The organism is Streptomyces sp. NPDC000075 (assembly GCF_040301925.1).
Lineage (GTDB): Bacteria > Actinomycetota > Actinomycetes > Streptomycetales > Streptomycetaceae > Streptomyces > Streptomyces polychromogenes.
Window position 1 is genome coordinate 1 of sequence record NZ_JBEPFL010000020.1, and the last position, 17,280, is coordinate 17,280.

General features: G+C 75.1%; 9 protein-coding genes. 6 read left to right on the top strand and 3 right to left on the bottom strand.

The window, feature by feature from the left end; translation table 11 throughout:
- Positions 1–103: 103 nt before the first annotated feature.
- The 6 genes from ABT403_RS22765 (at position 104) to fxsT (ending at position 11,245) form a co-directional block, all read left to right on the top strand.
- Positions 104–1,114, top strand: coding sequence for an AAA family ATPase (locus tag ABT403_RS22765; protein WP_344164947.1), 1,011 nt, complete (start codon positions 104–106; stop codon positions 1,112–1,114).
- Positions 1,115–1,120: 6 nt separating this feature from the next.
- On the top strand, positions 1,121–5,095 hold the full coding sequence (locus tag ABT403_RS22770) for an SAV_2336 N-terminal domain-related protein (protein WP_344164950.1): 3,975 nt from the start codon (positions 1,121–1,123) through the stop codon (positions 5,093–5,095).
- Between the two features lie 95 nt (positions 5,096–5,190).
- A complete protein-coding gene (gene fxsA / locus ABT403_RS22775; protein WP_344164953.1) occupies positions 5,191–5,391 on the top strand; it encodes an FxSxx-COOH cyclophane-containing RiPP peptide in 201 nt (66 codons plus the stop codon).
- Between the two features lie 272 nt (positions 5,392–5,663).
- A complete protein-coding gene (locus tag ABT403_RS22780) occupies positions 5,664–6,830 on the top strand; it encodes an FxsB family cyclophane-forming radical SAM/SPASM peptide maturase (RefSeq protein WP_344165883.1) in 1,167 nt (388 codons plus the stop codon).
- Positions 6,827–8,107, top strand: coding sequence for an aKG-HExxH-type peptide beta-hydroxylase (locus ABT403_RS22785; RefSeq protein WP_344164956.1), 1,281 nt, complete (start codon positions 6,827–6,829; stop codon positions 8,105–8,107). The genes ABT403_RS22780 and ABT403_RS22785 overlap by 4 nt, the downstream gene beginning before the upstream one ends.
- 135 nt (positions 8,108–8,242) lie before the next feature.
- Positions 8,243–11,245, top strand: coding sequence for an FxSxx-COOH system tetratricopeptide repeat protein (fxsT, locus tag ABT403_RS22790; protein ID WP_344164959.1), 3,003 nt, complete (start codon positions 8,243–8,245; stop codon positions 11,243–11,245).
- A 73-nt stretch (positions 11,246–11,318) separates the two neighbouring features.
- Here fxsT and ABT403_RS22795 read toward each other — a convergent pair whose 3' ends face one another.
- The 3 genes from ABT403_RS22795 to ABT403_RS22805 form a co-directional block, all read right to left on the bottom strand.
- Entirely contained in the window at positions 11,319–15,197 is a 3,879-nt protein-coding gene (locus ABT403_RS22795; protein WP_344164962.1) for a multifunctional oxoglutarate decarboxylase/oxoglutarate dehydrogenase thiamine pyrophosphate-binding subunit/dihydrolipoyllysine-residue succinyltransferase subunit, read from the bottom strand.
- A gap of 258 nt (positions 15,198–15,455) precedes the next feature.
- Positions 15,456–16,535, bottom strand: coding sequence for a HAMP domain-containing sensor histidine kinase (locus tag ABT403_RS22800; RefSeq protein WP_344164965.1), 1,080 nt, complete (start codon positions 16,533–16,535; stop codon positions 15,456–15,458).
- Complete coding sequence (locus tag ABT403_RS22805) at positions 16,532–17,272, bottom strand: response regulator transcription factor (RefSeq protein WP_344164968.1); 741 nt, start codon at positions 17,270–17,272, stop codon at positions 16,532–16,534. The genes ABT403_RS22800 and ABT403_RS22805 overlap by 4 nt, the downstream gene beginning before the upstream one ends.
- Positions 17,273–17,280: the final 8 nt, after the last annotated feature.

Below are 17,280 nucleotides of genomic sequence, written 5' to 3' on the forward strand. Positions count from 1 at the left end.
GGCGGCGCCCGGCGGGGCGGCGGAAGCCCGGCCGGCCCCGGGACGCGACGGGCGGGTGCGGCGCAAGGGCGCGGGGCGGCGGGACGGTCGGGAGGGAGCGGCAGTGAACGAGGAATGGCTCATCTACCGGGGGGTCGGCGAACCCCACGACGGGATCGGCGCGCTGCCCGACCCGCCGCCCTGGCGGGACTTCGACGGCGGGCCCGTCGCCGAGCCCGGCGGCGCGGCGGCCGCCGCCGACGGGAACGTGGCCCGGCGCCTGGGCGCCCACCGGCAGGCCGCCGAGCTGCACCGGCCCGAACCGGAGGAGCTGGAGGCCATCAACGCCGCCCTCTACCTGCGCAGGCCGCTCCTGGTGACCGGCTACCCCGGCACCGGAAAGTCCACCCTCGCGCACGCCGTCGCACACGAGCTGAAGCTCGGCCGCGTGCTGCGCTGGCCCGTCGTCTCGCGCACCGTGCTCCAGGAGGGCCTCTACCGCTACGACGCCCTCGCCCGGCTCCAGGACGTACAGATCGCCGCGAGCGGGGGAGGAGCGGCGGCGGCACCGGGCATCGGCAAGTACATCCGGCTCGGCCCGCTCGGCACCGCCCTGCTGCCCACCGCCCGCCCCCGCGTCCTGCTCGTCGACGAACTCGACAAGAGCGACATCGACCTGCCCAACGACCTGCTGAACGTGCTGGAGGAGGGCGAGTTCACCCTCCCCGAACTCGAACGCGTCGCCGACTCCGAACCCGAGGTGCAGGTCCTCACCGACGACGGAGCCAAGGCCACCGTCCGCGACGGCCGGATCCGCTGCCGGGCCTTCCCCTTCATCATCCTCACCAGCAACGGCGAACGGGACTTCCCCGCCGCCCTGCTGCGCCGGTGCATCCAGCTCAAGCTCGGCCAGCCCGGCGAGAAGCGCCTCGCCACCATGGTCCGGGCCCACCTCGGGGAGGAGGCCGCGCAGCTCGGGGCCGACCTGATCCGGGAGTTCCTCAGCCGTTCCCGCTCCGAGCTCGTCGCCGCCGACCAGCTGCTCAACGCCATCTACCTCACCCACTACGCCTCCCCGCCCAGCCGCGAGGACCTCGCGGACCTGCTCATCCAGCGCCTCGACCGCCCGAGGTGAGGGCCGGTGCCCCGAGAGCACGCGGACTTCGAGCACGCGGACTTCGAGGACGCGGGCCCGCCCGGCGCGGGTCCCCCCGACGCGGGTCCCCCCGGCACCGCCGACCCCGCGCTGCGCACGATGGCCCGGCTGTTGCGCGCCGCCGGGCTCGACCCGTCCCCCGAGGAGCTCGCCGACGCCCTGTGGCTGGCCGCCCGGACCCGGGAGGCGGCCCGCGCGGCGGCCCCGGACGGCGGGGCCCCCGCGCGGCCGGGGCCGGCGGGGGCGAGGGCGCAGGCCCCGCCCCGGCGGCCCGCCGGCGGGAGCCGCCCGCAGGACTCCGGGGAACCGGCGCCGCCCCCGGTACGGGAGGACGACGCGGCCGAGGACCCCGTCCGGCTCTACCCCGCCGGAGCCCTGGCCGCCGACACCGCCCCCGAGGCCGAGCTCCCCGTCGCCGCCGGGGTCCCCGTACGGGTGCCGGGGGCCGCAGCACTGCCCCGGATCCTCGACATCCAGCGCGCCCTGCGCGCCCTCCAGCGCCACCGGCCGCCCGGCCCGCCCGTCCGCAGCGTCCTCGACGAGTCCGCCACCGCCGAGACCAGCGCCCGCGCCCTCGGGCTGGTCCTGCCGGTCTTCCGGCCGGAGAGCCGGCGCGAGGCGACCGTACGGCTGGTGATGGACGCCTCGCCGTCCATGGCGGTGTGGCAGGACATGTTCGACGAACTGCGGGCCGTCTGCGAGCGGCTGGGCGCCTTCCGGGACGTCCAGACGCACTACCTGCACCGGCTCCCCGACGGCACCGCCGCCGTCGGCCGCGGCCCCTCGCCCGCCGCCGGGGTCCGCTCCGGGGACCAGCTGCGCGACCCCACCGGGCGGGCGCTGACCATGGTGGTCTCCGACTGCGCCGGGCCGGTGTGGCGGGAGGGCGAGGCGCAGCGGCTGCTGCACCGCTGGGCCGAGTGCGCCCCCTGCGTGGTCGTCCAGCCCCTGCCGCAGCGGCTGTGGGCCCGCAGCTGGCTGCCGACCGAGCGCGGGGTGCTGGAACGGGCCGTGGCCGGCGGGGCCGGTGCGGGCGGCGGGCCCCGGCTGAGGTTCCGCCCGGACCGGCCCACCCGCCCCGGGCGGCCCGCAGGCGGGCTCACCGTGCCCGTGCTGCCGCCCCACGCGACCGCCCTCGGCGCCTGGGCCCGGCTCGTCGCCGGCCTCGGATCGGGGCCCGTACCGGCGGAGGTGGGCCGGGTGCTGGCCCGCCACCCGGCGGCCCCCGTACCGCTGCCCCGGACCGCCCGGCCCCCGCAGGAGCTGGTGCGCCGCTTCCGGGCCTCCGCCGCGCCCGGCGCCGTACAGCTCGCCGTGTACCTGTCGGCGGCGCCGCTGACCCTGCCCGTGATGCGGCTCGTGCAGCGCACGATGCTGCCCGACTCGGAGCCCTCCGACCTCGCCGAGGTCCTGCTCAGCGGGCTGCTGCGGCGCAGCGGGACGACGTCCGGCCCGTGGTACGAGTTCGTCCCCGGGGTGCAGGACGTGCTGCTGGGGCCGCTGGGGCGGGACGAGGCCGCGCTGGTGCTCAAGCACTGCTCGGAGTACGTCCTGGCGCACTTCGGCCGGGGCGTGCGCAACTTCCCCGCGCTCGCCGTCTCCCAGCTGACCGGGGTCCCGGCCGGGGACCCCGGGGCCGGGGCGGAGGAGCCGCCGGCGGGGCCGCTCCCGCAGGCCTTCGCGCAGGTCTCGGCGAGGGTCGTACGCCGCTACCTGCCCGGCCCCCCGGAGGAGGAACCCGAGCCGGCGCCCGTGCCCGTACCGCCCGGGCGCGCCGCCCCGGTGCTGGCGGCCCGCGAGCGGCTGCTCCTCGCCGACGCCGACGGGGACGCGCGCCACCTCCACGACGCCGCCGCCCTGCTGCGCCGGGCGGTGGTGCTCCCGCCCGGGCCCGGGGACCCGCCGGAGGAGGCCGAGGCCGAACTGGCCGGGGTGCTGCTGCGGTTGTGGGCCGCCCAGCGGGACCCCGAGCACCTCGACGAGGCCGAGCGGGCCGTGACCGGGCTGCGCACCGCCGGGGGACGGGCGGCGCTGGCCCGGGTGCTGTACGAGCGGGCCCTGGCGGCGGGTGCCGACGGGGAGGAGCTGCTGGCCGCCGCCGCCCGGGAGTTCGCCTCGGCCGAGGCCGCCGCCGGTGGGGACGCGGAGCTGCGGACGGACTGCGCCGTGCGCCGGGCCCGCACCCTGGTCCGGCTCGGCGGGCTCCGCGCGGACCCGGCCCCGCTGCACGAGGCCCTGACCGCCCTGGAACCCCTCGCCGCCGACCCGCCGGCCGCGCACCCGGACGTCCTGCTGGCCCTGGGCACGGTCCTGCTGGCGCTCCTGGCCCGCACCCCGTCCCCGCAGGACCGCACGGCCCTCGCGGAACGGGCGGCCGCGATCCTGGAGACGGCCCTGGCCCTGCTGGAGGCGGACCCGGCCGACGCGGCCCTCCGCCCCCCGGGCGGGGGGAGCACCGGCGGCGGGAATCCGGAGGCCCCCGGCGGCCCGGCACCGGGGACGGCGAGAGGCGCGGACCCGGCGGCGGGGCCGGGAGTGGCGGGGGCGCCCGGCCGCGCCGGGGCCGACTACGGCGGATCCGGGCGGGCCGGCCGGGCCGGGTCGGGGGCGGACCACGACGCGGCCGCCTGCGGCGGGTCCGGGGCGCCCGGCCGGGCAGGGCTCGGCCCGGCGGGAGCGTCCGGGGCACCCGGCCGCGACGAGGCCGCCCCCGGCGGGGCGGGGAGGCCGGGGTCCGGAGCGGCGGGGGCACCCGGGGCCGGGGCGGCCGATGGGGGCGCGGCCGGGGCGCCGACCGCGACCGGCGCCCAGAGCGGCCCCGGGGCCGCCGGAGCCGCCCGTACCGGGGCCGACGCGGCCCGAGGGGACGCGGCAGCCGGGGGTGGTGCCGGGCCGGGGGCGGGCCCGGCCGGCGGGAGGGTCGCCGGAGCCGCCCGTACCGGGGTCGACGGGGCCGACAGGGCCGACGGGGCCCGTGGGCACGTGGCGGCCGGGGGTGGTGCCGGGGCGGGAGCCGTGCGGGCCGGTGTTCCTGGCGGGGCCGGGACGGTCGTCCGGGCCCGGTCCGGGACGGGCGGCGGCGCCGAGCGGGCCCGGCGGATCGCCCGGGTGCGGGTGGAGCTGGCCGGGGCGCTGCGGTACCTGCCCGGGCGGCTCGAAGAGGCGCGGGCGCAGCTGCTGCGGGCGCTCGACGAGGGGGTCGGGGAGCCCGAGCTGCGGCTCGCCGCGCTCCACTGCCTGGCCCGCGTGCACCGGGCGCGGTACGCCCGTGACGCGGACCCGGCGGCCCTGGAGGAGGCGGCCGAGGCGTACGCACGGGCCCGGCGGCTCATCCCCCGCGACGGGGAGGCCTACGCCGGACTGCTGCCCGAGTGGGGCGACACCCTCCTGGAGCGGGCCCGCGCCGCCGACGGCCGCCGCTTCGCCTCCACCGCCGTACGCGTGCTGCGCGAGAGCCGCTCGGCGGTGGCCCAGTCCGACCCCGGGGCCGCGTACCGGCTGCGCCGGCTGGCCTCCGGGCTGCGGCTGCGGCACACCTACGAGGGGGACCTCGTCGACCTCCGGGAGGCCGAGTACCTGCTGGAGCTGGCCGTCCGCCAGAGCCACGGCGCCCTGGAACGGGCCCGCGCCTGGCGCGACCACGGGGACGTCCAGCAGGAGATCCACGCCCACACCCACACCGCCGACCGCCTCGACCGGGCCGCCGACTCCTACCGGCGGGCCTGGCGCGCCGCCCTGGAGCCCGGCCCGGGTGACCCCGAGGACACCGGGGCCGCCCTCCGGCTCGCCGCCCGGGTGCAGGAGGCGCGCGGCGGGGTCCTGGAACGCCTCGCGCGCCCCCGGGCCGCCCTGGACGCCTACCGGGCCGCCCTGGAGCTGTGGCAGCGCCAGGGGCGGCCGGACGGGGAGCGGGCCGCGGCCGTCCGTGCGCGGATCCACGCCCTGGAGAGCGGCGGATGAGCCGTTTCCCCCCGCCGGACCGCGGGAAAGGGCAGTGGACCACGGCATTCCACCGCAATCCACATTCCACGGTGCGACAGGGGGACGGGCAGCCCATGGTGACCGGACGTCAGGAAGTGGCCGCGCCCCCCGATCCCCGCCCCTGCCCCGGGCAGCTCCCCGACCTCTCCGGGCTCGACCTGGCCGCCCTGCGCGGGATCGCCCATCCGGTGCTCGCCGAGGTGATCGAGGGGCTCGTCGAACGGGTGACCCATCCGGCCGAGATCCTCAACGCCTTCGACTCGGGAGTCGCCTGACCGCGCCCCCGCCGCCCCGCCCGCCACGGTGGTCCGTACCGCCCGGAGTTGACCACTTTCCGCCGTTAGCCGGACCCCCGCGGAGGGCAGGGATGGACCGTCCTGGGGGCCGGTCCCCCCAGCGGTGGCCGGGGGAGGAGGTACGGGTGACGAGCCGAGCGATCACGGGCGGCCCCGCGCTGCCCGCACACCGGACCCAGGCGGCCCCCGCCGACGGGGCCCGGCACGCCCGCCACGCCCCCTGGCCGTACGCCCGGCTCGACGTCCCCGCCCTGCGCGCCGCAGGCCACCGGCCGCACCCCGTACGGCAGTTCGTGCTCAAGACCCACAGCCGCTGCAACCTCGCCTGCACCTACTGCTACGTCTACGAGATGGCCGACCAGAGCTGGCGCACCCGCCCCGCCGCCATGACCCCCGCCACCGCCCTGCGCGCCGCCGAACGCATCGCCGAGCACGCGGCCGCGCACGAACTGCCCCGCGTGGACCTCGTCCTGCACGGCGGTGAACCCCTCCTCGCACCCCCCGCCGAACTGGCCGCCCCCGTCGAGGCGGTACGGGCCGCGCTGGCCCGGAGCTCGCCGCGCACCCGGGTCACCGCGAGCGTGCAGACCAACGCGACCCTGCTCACCCGGGCCCGGATCGCCGCCCTCAACGCCGCCGGGATCCGCATCGGCGTCAGCCTCGACGGCGGGCTCCCCGCCCACAACACCCGCCGCGTGGACCACGCGGGCCGGCCCGGCTTCGCGGCCGCCGCCCGCGGCCTGCGGCTGCTCGCCCGGCACCCCGCGGGCTACGCCGGAGTGCTGTGCGTGGCCGACGTCGGACAGGACCCGGTGGAGACGTACGAGTCCCTGCTCGCCTTCGACCCGCCCGCCATCGGCCTGCTGCTGCCCCTGGCCAACTGGAGCACCCCGCCCCCCGGCCGCACCGGGCCCGCCGCCTCGACCCCGTACGCCGACTGGCTGATCGCCGTCTTCGAACGCTGGTGGCACGACGGGGCACGGCGCACCCGGATACGGATCTTCGAGGAGGTCATCGCCCTGCTGCTGGGCCTCCCCGCCGCCACCGAGAGCCTCGGCCTGGCGCCCGCCGCCACCGCCGTGGTGGAGACCGACGGCAGCATCGAGCAGGCCGACTCCCTGAAGTCCGCCTACGAAGGGGCCGCGGCGACGGGCATGACCCTGGACACCCACAGCTTCGACGACCTCCTCGACCACCCCGGCTTCGCCGCCCGCCAGCTCGGCCGCGACGCCCTCGCCGCCGGCTGCCGGTCCTGCGAGCTGGTGGAGGTCTGCGGCGGCGGCCACTACCCCCACCGCTATCGCGAGGGGGAGGGCTTCCGGCAGCCCTCCGTGTACTGCGCGGACCTCCAGGCCCTGATCCGCCACATCGCCCGCGCGGTCCACACGGCCACCACGACCGGGCGGGCCGCCTCATGACCCGCCCCCCGCACCCCGAACCCCCGCACCCCGCACCCCCGGACGCCCTCGCCCGGTTCTCCGTCGGCCGCCGCGTCCTGCGCGCCCTCGCCACCACCGAGCCCACGCCCGAAGGGCTCCGCCTCGTCGAGGACGTCCGGCGGTCCAAGCGGCTGCTCCTGCTGCGGGCCGTCCTCGACGCCGCCCCCGGCCCCGAGGCGGGGGAGTGGTGGGGGCTCCTGGAAGAGGCCGAGCGGCAGGACCCCCACGCCGTACGGGACGTCCTGCACTACCCCTCCACCGGGGTGTGGGCCGAGGAGACCCTGCGCCGGCTGCACGCCCCGCACGGCCCCGCCCCCGACCTCGGACACCTCGGGGCCCTGGCCGTCGCCGCCGCACTGCGCTCCGGCATCGGCTTCAAGACCACCCTGCGCCCCGCCCACGGCCGCCTCGCCCTGCCCACCCTCGGCCTGCTGCTCCCCGAGCGGACCGGCCCGCTCGCCCTGACCGAACGCTCCTGGGACTCCGGCGACGCCCTCCCCCTGCACCCCCTGCCCGGCGGCCTCACCTCCCTCGACGACCTCGACCCCTACCGGGCCCCCACCGGCGCCCACCCGGCGCCCGTGCGCCCGGCCCGCCGGCTCACGCCCAAGGGGCACAAGCGCTGGGACACCCAGTGGACCGGCGCCCTCACCCTCCTGGAGCGCTACGACTCCGCCCGCGCCGAGGAGGCCGGACGCCTGCTGCGCTGCGTCGTCCCCCTCGGCGGCGGCTCCCGCTCCAGCGGCGCCACCCTCCCCGCCGCCGCCGGAGCCGTCCTCGCCCGCGGCCAGTCCCCGCCCGCCCTCGCGGCGACCCTCGTCCACGAGGTGCAGCACGGCAAACTGGCCGCCCTCACCGACGTCCTCACCCTCCACACCGCCGACCGCACCCCCCGCCACTGGGCCCCCTGGCGCACCGACCCGCGCCCCCTCGAAGGGCTGCTGCACGGCACGTACGCCCATCTGGCCCTGGCCGGATACTGGCAGCGCGCCGCCCTCTACGGGGCCCGCGGCGCCTGGGCCCGGCACGCCCGCGTCCGCGCCCAGGTCGCCGCCGTCCTGCCCGCCCTGCGCGCCCACCCCCGACTGACCGCCACCGGACGGGAGTTCGTCGACTCCATGGCCGCGGCCGAACGGGCCATGGACGCACTGCCGCCGCCCGGCGACCAGCACACCACCGCCCGCCGCGCCCTCGAACGCGAACGGCGCGCCTGGTGCGCGGCACACCCCGAACTCGCGGAGTCCACAGGGGCCTGACGGGCCGTCCGCTGCGGTACCTTTCAAGCCCGCCCCTCGCACCTGGTCCTGCCGCCACGGCACCCCCGGCCGCGGCAGCGCCCCGCACCGCCCCGCACCCCGTCCACCGCCCGGACACCCCAGGGAGACGGCCGCATGACCGGTACCGGTACGCGACACGACCGCGACGGAGCCGCCCAGCCCCAGCGCTTCGTCATCAGCTTCGCGGGCTTCAACCGCCCCTGGGCGGCGTGGATCGCCCACCGCCTGGAGGAGCACGGCCACCGCGTCGCCCTCCAGCGCTGGGACCCGCAGACCGGGCCCGGCATCACCGAGGCCCTCGACGACCTCGCCCGCGCCGGCGGCAAGGTCCTCGTCGTCCTCAGCGAACGCTACTTCTCCGCCGGCACCCACACGGACGAGGAGTGGAACACCGCCCTGCGCACCGTCACCGAGGCCCACCCCGACCGGTTCGCCGCCGTCTGCCTCACCGACGCCCCGCTGCCCAGCGCCGTCGCCGCCCTGGAGAAGACCGACCTGTGGGGCCTGGACGCCTACGAGGCCGAGTACCGCGTCCTGCGCCGCCTCGACCTGCCCACCGACCGCATCGGCACCGAGAGCGGCCGCCGCGGCCCCCGCTTCCCCAACGACCCGCCCGAGATCTGGGGCCGCGTCCCGCGCCGCAACCCCCGCTTCACCGGCCGCAACGACGTCATCGGACGGCTGCGCGCCGCCCTCACCGAAGCCCCGCCCGGCGCCTCCACCGTCACCCTCCTCGGCCTGTCCGGCGTGGGCAAGACCCAGGTCGCCACCGAGTACGCCTACCGCTTCGCCTCCGAGTACGACGTCGTCTGGTGGGTCCCCGCCGAGGACCGCCCCACCCTCCGCGAACGCCTCGCCGACCTCGCCCCCGAACTCGGCCTGCCGCGCGGCGCCGGCAGCTACGGCGAACAGATCCGGGCCGTACTGGAGGCCCTGCGGCGCGGATCCCCGTACCACCGCTGGCTGATGGTCTTCGACGGCTGCGACAACCCCGACGACCTCACCGACCTGCTGCCCTCCGGCGCCGGCGACGTCATCATCACCTCCCGCAACCGCGAATGGGCCGCCCGGCACACCAGCCTCGTCGAGGTCCCCCTCTACGCCCGCCCCGAGTCCGTCACCTTCATCCGCCGCCGCGCCCGCCGCCTCACCGGCGACGAGGCCGACCAGCTCGCCGAGGCCCTGGAGGACTACCCCCTCGCCCTCGACCAGACCGCCGGCTGGCTCGCCGACTCCCCCCTCGGCGTCGGCGAGTACCTCGACCTCCTCCAGCGCCGGCTCGACTCCCACGAGGCCGTCACCCTCTCCGACGACTACCCGCTGCCCTTCCCGACCGCCCTGGCCATACTCCTCAACAACGTCCGCGAGAACTTCCCCGACGCCCTCGCCCTGCTACGGCTGTTCGTCTTCTTCGCCCCCGGCCGCGTCCCGCTGCGGCTGCTGCGCGAGTTCCCCGCCGAGGACGTGCCCGAGGACCTCGCCGGCATCGTCAACGACCAGATCCGCTGGAACGCCGCCCTCAACAAACTCGTCCAGTTCTCCGTCGTCCGCCTGGAGTACTCCGACCTGTCCGTCGAGGAGGGCGGCGGCCTGGAGACCGTCCAGCTGCACCGCATGGTCCACAACATCGTCCGCGAGAACCTCGCCGAGGACGAGGCCGACCAGCTCTCCCGCGCCGTCCGCCAGGTCCTCGCCGCCGCCGACCCCGGCCGCCCCACCGACTCCCGGCTCTGGCCCCGCTACGCCGAACTCATCCCCCACCTGGAACCCGCCGGGGTCCTGACCAGCACCAACCCCCGCATCCAGAACTTCCTGCTGCACTGCCTGCGCTTCCTGATCCTCGCCGGCGAGTACCGCACCTGCCTGCGCCTGGCCGAACGGACCGACGCCGTCTGGCGGGCCATGCTCGGCGACGACCACGACCAGGTCCGCGAGCTCAGCTACCACTACGGCGGCGCCTTGCGCATGCTCGGCCACTTCCGCCAGGCCGAGACCCTCGCCCGCCAGGTCGCCGACCGGCTCATCGCCGAACGCGGCGACCGCGACCTGGAAACCCTCCGCGCCACCAGCACCTACGCCGGCGTCCTCCTCAGCACCGCCAAGTTCGACCAGGCCCGCGCCCTGCTCGAACACGCCTTCACCAGCTACCGCGAACTCCTCGGCGAGGACGACACCACCACCCTCAACGCCCAGAACAACGTCGCCGTCGCCCTGCGCCTGCTCGGCCGCTACCAGGAGGCCTACGACACCGACCTGGACACCCTGCGCCGCCGCGAACGCGTCCTGCGCGTCCGCCACATCGCCACCCTCTCCTCCGGCATCGGCTGCGCCATGGGACTGCGCCTGATGGGCCGCTACCGCGAAGCCCTCGCCCGCCAGGAACAGGGCCTCAAACTCCACGTCCAGGTCCTCGGCACCAACCACCCCCAGACCCTGCGCGCCGAACACAACCTCGGCCAGTGCCTGCGCCGCACCGGCGACATCCCCGGCGCCGGCGCCCGCCTGCGCAGCGTCCTCGAACGCTCCACCCGGGTCTTCGGCGCCGAGTTCCCCTGGACCCTGATGGTCGCCTCCGACTACGCCACCTACCTGCGCGAGTACGGGGACATCGAGGAGGCCCGCCGGATCTCCGAGGAGGTCGTCCGCGGCTACCAGACCCAGCTGGGCCTCGCCCACCCGTACAGCATCGGCACGGTCGGCAACCTCGGCCTGGTCCTGCGCGCCCAGGGCGAACGCACCGAGGCCCTGAACCTCGCCGAACAGGCCCTCGTCGGCATGCGCGGCGCCCTGGGCGACCGCCACCCCTGGACCCTGGGCTGCGCCCTCAACGCCACCGGCCACCGCAACATCACCGGCCGCCTGGAATCCGCCCTCGAACTGAGCCGCGAGACCCTGCGCACCACCGAACAGGTCCTCGGCCCCGACCACCCGATGACCCTCAGCGCCCAGACCGCCCTCGCCGCCGACCTCCGCTCGGTCCGGGAGGACGCGGAGGCCGCCAAACACGAGGACGCCGCCCTCAAGGCCCTCACCCGCACCCTCGGCCCCCAGCACGTCCACACCATCGCGGCCCGCCAGCAGACGCGGCCCTACTGGGACTTCGAACCACAGCCCTAGTGACACGCCGGAAGGCCCGGCCCCCACCGAGTGGGGGCCGGGCCTTCCTTCTCCGTGCAGGTCGCGGTAGCGACTACGCCTCGAAGACCTCGTTCAGCAGCTGCTGCTGCTCCGCCTGGTGGCGCTTCGCGGAGCCCACCGCCGGGGACGAACCGTGCGGGCGCGAGATGCGCCGCAGGCGCTCGCCCGCCGGGACGTCCGCGCCGACCGCCAGGTCGAGGTGGTCGATCAGGTTCAGCGCGATGAACGGCCACGCACCCTGGTTCGCCGGCTCCTCCTGCGCCCAGATGTACTTCGCCGCGTTCGGGAACTTGGCGATCTCCGCCTGGATCTCGGCACCCGCCAGCGGGTACAGCCGCTCGATGCGGATGATCGCGGTGTCGGTGATACCGCGCTTCTCCCGCTCGGCCTCCAGGTCGTAGTAGACCTTGCCCGCGCAGAAGACGACCTTGCGGACGGCGTTCGGGTCCACCGTGGTGTCCCCGATGACCGGACGGAACGAACCGCTCGTGAACTCCTCCGCCTTCGACGCCGCCGCCTTCAGACGCAGCATCGACTTCGGGGTGAAGACGATGAGCGGCTTGTGGTGCGGGTTGTGGACCTGCCAGCGCAGCAGGTGGAAGTAGTTCGACGGCAGGGTCGGCATCGCGACCGTCATGTTGTCCTGCGCGCACATCTGGAGGAAGCGCTCGGGACGCGCGGACGAGTGGTCCGGGCCCTGGCCCTCGTAGCCGTGCGGCAGCAGCAGCGTGACGCCGGAGGTCTGGCCCCACTTCTGCTCGGCCGAGGAGATGAACTCGTCGACGACGGTCTGCGCGCCGTTGACGAAGTCACCGAACTGGGCCTCCCACAGCACCAGCGCGTCCGGGCGGGCCAGCGAGTAGCCGTACTCGAAGCCCATGGCCGCGTACTCGGAGAGCAGCGAGTCGTAGACGTTGTAGCGGGCCTGGTCGTCCGACAGGTACTGCAGCGGCGTGTAGTCCTTGCCGGTCTCCCGGTCGATGAGGACCGCGTGACGCTGGCCGAAGGTGCCGCGGCGGGAGTCCTGGCCCGACAGGCGGACCGGGGTGCCCTCCATGAGCAGCGAACCGAAGGCCAGGGTCTCGCCCATGCCCCAGTCGATGGTGCCGTCGTCGATCATCGCCGCGCGGCGCTGCAGCTGCGGCAGCAGACGCGGGTGGACCGTGTGGCCCTCGGGGATGTTGACCTGGGACTCGGCGATCCGCTTGACGACGTCCTGCGAGATCGCGGTGTTCACCGCGACCGGGAACTCCTGCGCGGTCTGCGCCGGCGCCACGGGGGCGGCCGCGGGCTGCGTGGCGGCCTCGCGGACCTCCGCGAAGACCTTCTCCAGCTGGCCCTGGAAGTCCTGGAGCGCCTGCTCGGCCTCTTCCAGCGTGATGTCGCCGCGACCGATGAGGGACTCGGTGTACAGCTTGCGCACCGAGCGCTTCTTGTCGATCAGGTCGTACATCAGCGGCTGCGTGAACGCCGGGTTGTCCGACTCGTTGTGACCGCGGCGGCGGTAGCAGATGAGGTCGATCACGACGTCCTTGTTGAACGCCTGACGGAACTCGAAGGCGAGCCGCGCGACGCGGACCACGGCCTCCGGGTCGTCGCCGTTCACGTGGAAGATCGGCGCCTCGATCATGCGGGCCACGTCGGTCGCGTACATCGACGAACGCGAGGATTCCGGGGCGGCGGTGAAGCCGACCTGGTTGTTGATCACGACGTGGACGGTGCCGCCGGTGCGGTAGCCGCGCAGCTGCGACATGTTCAGCGTCTCGGCGACCACGCCCTGGCCGGCGAACGCGGCGTCGCCGTGCAGGGCGACGGGCAGGACGGTGAAGTCCGTGCCGGCCTTGCCGATGACGTCCTGCTTGGCGCGGGCGACACCCTCCAGGACCGGGTCGACGGCCTCCAGGTGCGAGGGGTTGGCGACGAGCGAGACCTTGATCTGCTCCCCGTCCAGGCCCGTGAAGGTGCCCTCGGCGCCCAGGTGGTACTTGACGTCGCCGGAGCCGTGCATGGACTTCGGGTCGAGGTTGCCCTCGAACTCGCGGAAGATCTGTGCGTACGACTTGCCGACGATGTTCGCCAGGACGTTCAGGCGGCCGCGGTGGGCCATGCCGATGACGACCTCGTCGAGGCGGGCCTCGGCGGCCGAGTCGATGACGGCGTCGAGCAGCGGGATGACGGACTCGCCGCCCTCCAGCGAGAAGCGCTTCTGGCCGACGTACTTGGTCTGGAGGAAGGTCTCGAAGGCCTCCGCCGCGTTCAGGCGGCGCAGGATGCGCAGCTGCTCCTCGCGCTCCGGCTTGGAGTGCGCGCGCTCGATGCGGTCCTGGATCCAGCGGCGCTGCTTCGGGTCCTGGATGTGCATGAACTCGACGCCGGTGGTGCGGCAGTACGAGTCGCGCAGCACGCCGAGGATGTCGCGCAGCTTCATCATCGACTTGCCGGCGAAGCCGCCGACCGCGAACTCGCGCTCCAGGTCCCACAGGGTGAGGCCGTGCTCGGTGATGTCGAGGTCGGGGTGCTTGCGCTGCTTGTACTCCAGCGGGTCGGTGTCGGCCATGACGTGGCCGCGGACCCGGTAGGAGTGGATCAGCTCGAAGACGCGGGCGGCCTTCGTGACGTCGTCGTCGTGCGAGGCGTCGATGTCGCGCATCCAGCGGACCGGCTCGTACGGGATCCGCAGCGACTCGAAGACGCTGTCGTAGAAGCCGTTCTCGCCGAGGAGGAAGTTCGCGACGATCCGCAGGAACTCGCCGGAGGCCGCGCCCTGGATGACCCGGTGGTCGTAGGTCGAGGTCAGGGTCATGACCTTGGAGATGCCCAGCTTGTTCAGGGTGTCCTGCGAGGTGCCCTGGAACTCGGCGGGGTAGTCCATGGAGCCGACGCCCATGATGACCGACTGTCCGGGCATCAGGCGGGGCACGGAGTGGACGGTGCCCAGGCCGCCGGGGTTGGTCAGGGAGACCGTGACGCCGGTGAAGTCGTCCATCGTCAGCTTGCCGACGCGGGCGCGGCGGACGATGTCCTCGTAGGCCTGCCAGAACTCGAAGAAGTTCAGCGTCTCGGCCTTCTTGATGCCGGCGACGACGAGCTGGCGGTCGCCGTTCGGCTTGACCAGGTCGATCGCGAGGCCGAAGTTCACGTGCTCCGGCTTGACCAGGGTCGGCTTGCCGTCCTTCTCCGCGAAGGAGTAGTTCATGGACGGCATGGCCTTGATGGCCTGCACCATCGCGTAGCCGATGAGGTGGGTGAAGGAGATCTTCCCACCGCGGGCGCGCTTGAGGTGGTTGTTGATGACGATGCGGTTGTCGAACAGCAGCTTCACCGGGACGGCGCGGACGGACGTGGCCGTCGGGACGTCGAGGGAGGCGTTCATGTTCTTGGCCACGGCGGCCGCGGGGCCGCGGAGCGTCACCAGCTCGGGGCCCTGGGGGGCCTCGGTGGCGGGCGCGGCCTTCTGCGCCGGGGTGGTGGCGGCCGGAGCGGGGGCCTGAGGGGCGGGCGCGGCCGGTGCGGCGGCCGGGGCCTGAGGGGTGACAGTCACAGCAGGGGCACCAGAGGGGGTGGCAGGAGCAGGGGACGGAGCTGACACGGGTGTGGTCGCGGCAGGGGCGGGCGGCGCCGCCCCCGTGGCGGCGTCGGCGGCCTGCGGGATCCGGGCCGGGGCGGTGGCGGCCTGTGCGGAGGCGCCATCCGTCGTCGCGGCCTTGTCGGGACCGGGACCGTCCGACTTCACCGGAGCGGCAGCGCCCCCCGGCTTGTAGTCGGCGAAGAAGTCCCACCAGGCCCGGTCGACCGAGTTCGGGTCCTGGAGGTACTGCTGATAGATCTCGTCGACGAGCCACTCATTCGCGCCGAAGCCTGAGGCAGGGGTCTTCCCGCCTTCTGCTGCGTCGGTCGTGGTGCTCGGGTTACTGGGGGACTGTGGCGACACGGCGGCAACCGCCCTCTTCCGCTTCACAAGGTATGGACAGCGGGAATAAAGGCTACGCCTCCCCGGCGGTGCAATGCAGGCCGGGCGGGACTTCCGTCACGCAGGTCACACCGAACGGCGGGTTTCGTCGCGTGGAATGGCGGGAAACAAGCGTGGTTCGGGTAGGGGGCAGCCAGGTTGCGACCCCCGTGGCCTCGCACCCCTGACGACCCCGGGCACGTGTGGCCGAGATCATGTCCTTCCCACTCGAACCCTACGTCAAGACAGCACCGGAGAGCTGCCCGGAAGGGTGACAAGGATTCGGCAACCACGTGACGATTCGGCCACGCGGATGTTCCCTCCGTGCAGGCCGACGGCCCAGCGGGCGATCGCCAGCCCCAGCCCCGTGCCCCCGTCGCCGCCACCCGCCGAGCCCCGGTTGAACCGCTCGAAGACCCGGTGCCGTTCCGCCTCCGGAATCCCGGGCCCCTCGTCCACGACCTCCAGCGCCAGGCTCCCGGGCGTGTCGCCCGAACGGGCCCGGACCGTGACCCGGCCGTGCGCCGGGCTGTGCTTCACCGCGTTGTCGATCAGGTTGGCCACCACCTGGTGCAGCCGCTCCGCGTCCGCGTACGCGGTCAGCTCCGGAGGATGTACGTCCAGATGGAGGTGCACGTCGTTACGGGTGTGCCCGCCCGAACCGGAAGCCAGCCCCGGCCGCCCGGCGGCCGCCAGCCCCGACTCCTTCAGCACCCCCGACAGGTACGGCCACACCTCGAAGCGGCGCGCCTTCAGCGGCACCACCCCGTTGTCCACCCGCGACAGGTCCAGCAGCGTGTCCACCAGCCGGCCGAGCCGCTCCGCCTGTTTCAGCATCGTCCGCATGGTCTCCGGATCGGCCTCCGAGACCCCGTCCACCACGTTCTCCAGCACAGCCCGCAGCGCCGCGATCGGAGTCCGCAGTTCGTGCGAGACGTTCGCGACCAGCTCTCGACGGTGCCTGTCCTCGGCCTCCAGATCGTCGGCCATCCGGTTGATCGTCGACGCCAGATCACCCAGCTCGTCCCGGCGCCCCGCCCCGCTCACCCGGCGCGTGTAGTCCCCGTGCGAGATCGCCCGGGCCACCGTCGTCATCTCGTCCAGCGGCGCCGTCAGGCCGTGCGCCACGATCTGGGTGATCAGCATCGAGGCGATCACCGAGAAGACCGTGATGAACCGCAGCTCCGTGTCCGTGCGCAGCGCCACCAGCAGCAGGCCGGTGGTGATGAACACCGAGACCACGACGAGCGTGCCCAGCTTCGTCTTGATCGAGAACGGCGAGAACGGCCGGAGCCCGCCCTCGGGGCGGCCGCCGCTCACGCCTGCGCCGGGGTCTCCAGGGCGTACCCGACGCCGTGGACCGTACGGATCCGCTCCGCGCCGATCTTCCGCCGCAGGGCCTTGATGTGGCTGTCGACGGTACGGGTGCCCGAGGCGTCGGCCCAGTCCCACACCTCCGCCAGCAGCTGCTCGCGCGACAGCACCGCCCGGGGGGTCCCCGCCAGGCACACCAGCAGGTCGAACTCGGTCGGCGTCAGGTGCACGTCCTCGGCCTGGACGCGGACCCGCCGCTGCGCGTGGTCGATCTCCAGGTCCCCCAGCCGCAGGGTCGCCCCGCGCGGGGCGGTCGCGGCCTGCGTGGCCCGTTCCACCCGGCGCAGCAGCACGTGGACCCGTGCCGCCAGCTCGCGCATGGAGAACGGCTTCGTCATGTAGTCGTCCGCCCCGACCCCGAGGCCGACCAGCATGTCGGTCTCGTCGTCCCGGGCGGTCAGCATCAGCACCGGCACGGGCCGCTGCGCCTGCACCCGCCGGCACACCTCCAGCCCGTCGAAGCCGGGCAGCATGACGTCCAGCACCAGCAGTTCGGGCAGCCAGCTCTCGGCGGCCGCGACGGCGGCCGGCCCGTCGTAGGCCGTCTGCACCTGGAAGCCCTCGGCGCGCAGCCGGGCCGAGATGGCGTCGGCGATGGTGCGGTCGTCCTCGACCACCAGCACGCGCCGCTGGGCACCTGGGGTGGCCGCGGCGCCGGTGTGGGTGCTGTGTGTCTGTTCCATGTCCCGCC

Coding starts and splice junctions, on each gene's coding strand:
- fxsA (WP_344164953.1), top strand. CDS start 5,191: ATGGTGACCGGACGTCAGGAAGTGGCCGCGCCCCCCGATCCCCGCCCC.
- ABT403_RS22785 (WP_344164956.1), top strand. CDS start 6,827: ATGACCCGCCCCCCGCACCCCGAACCCCCGCACCCCGCACCCCCGGAC.
- fxsT (WP_344164959.1), top strand. CDS start 8,243: ATGACCGGTACCGGTACGCGACACGACCGCGACGGAGCCGCCCAGCCC.
- ABT403_RS22805 (WP_344164968.1), bottom strand. CDS start 17,272: ATGGAACAGACACACAGCACCCACACCGGCGCCGCGGCCACCCCAGGT.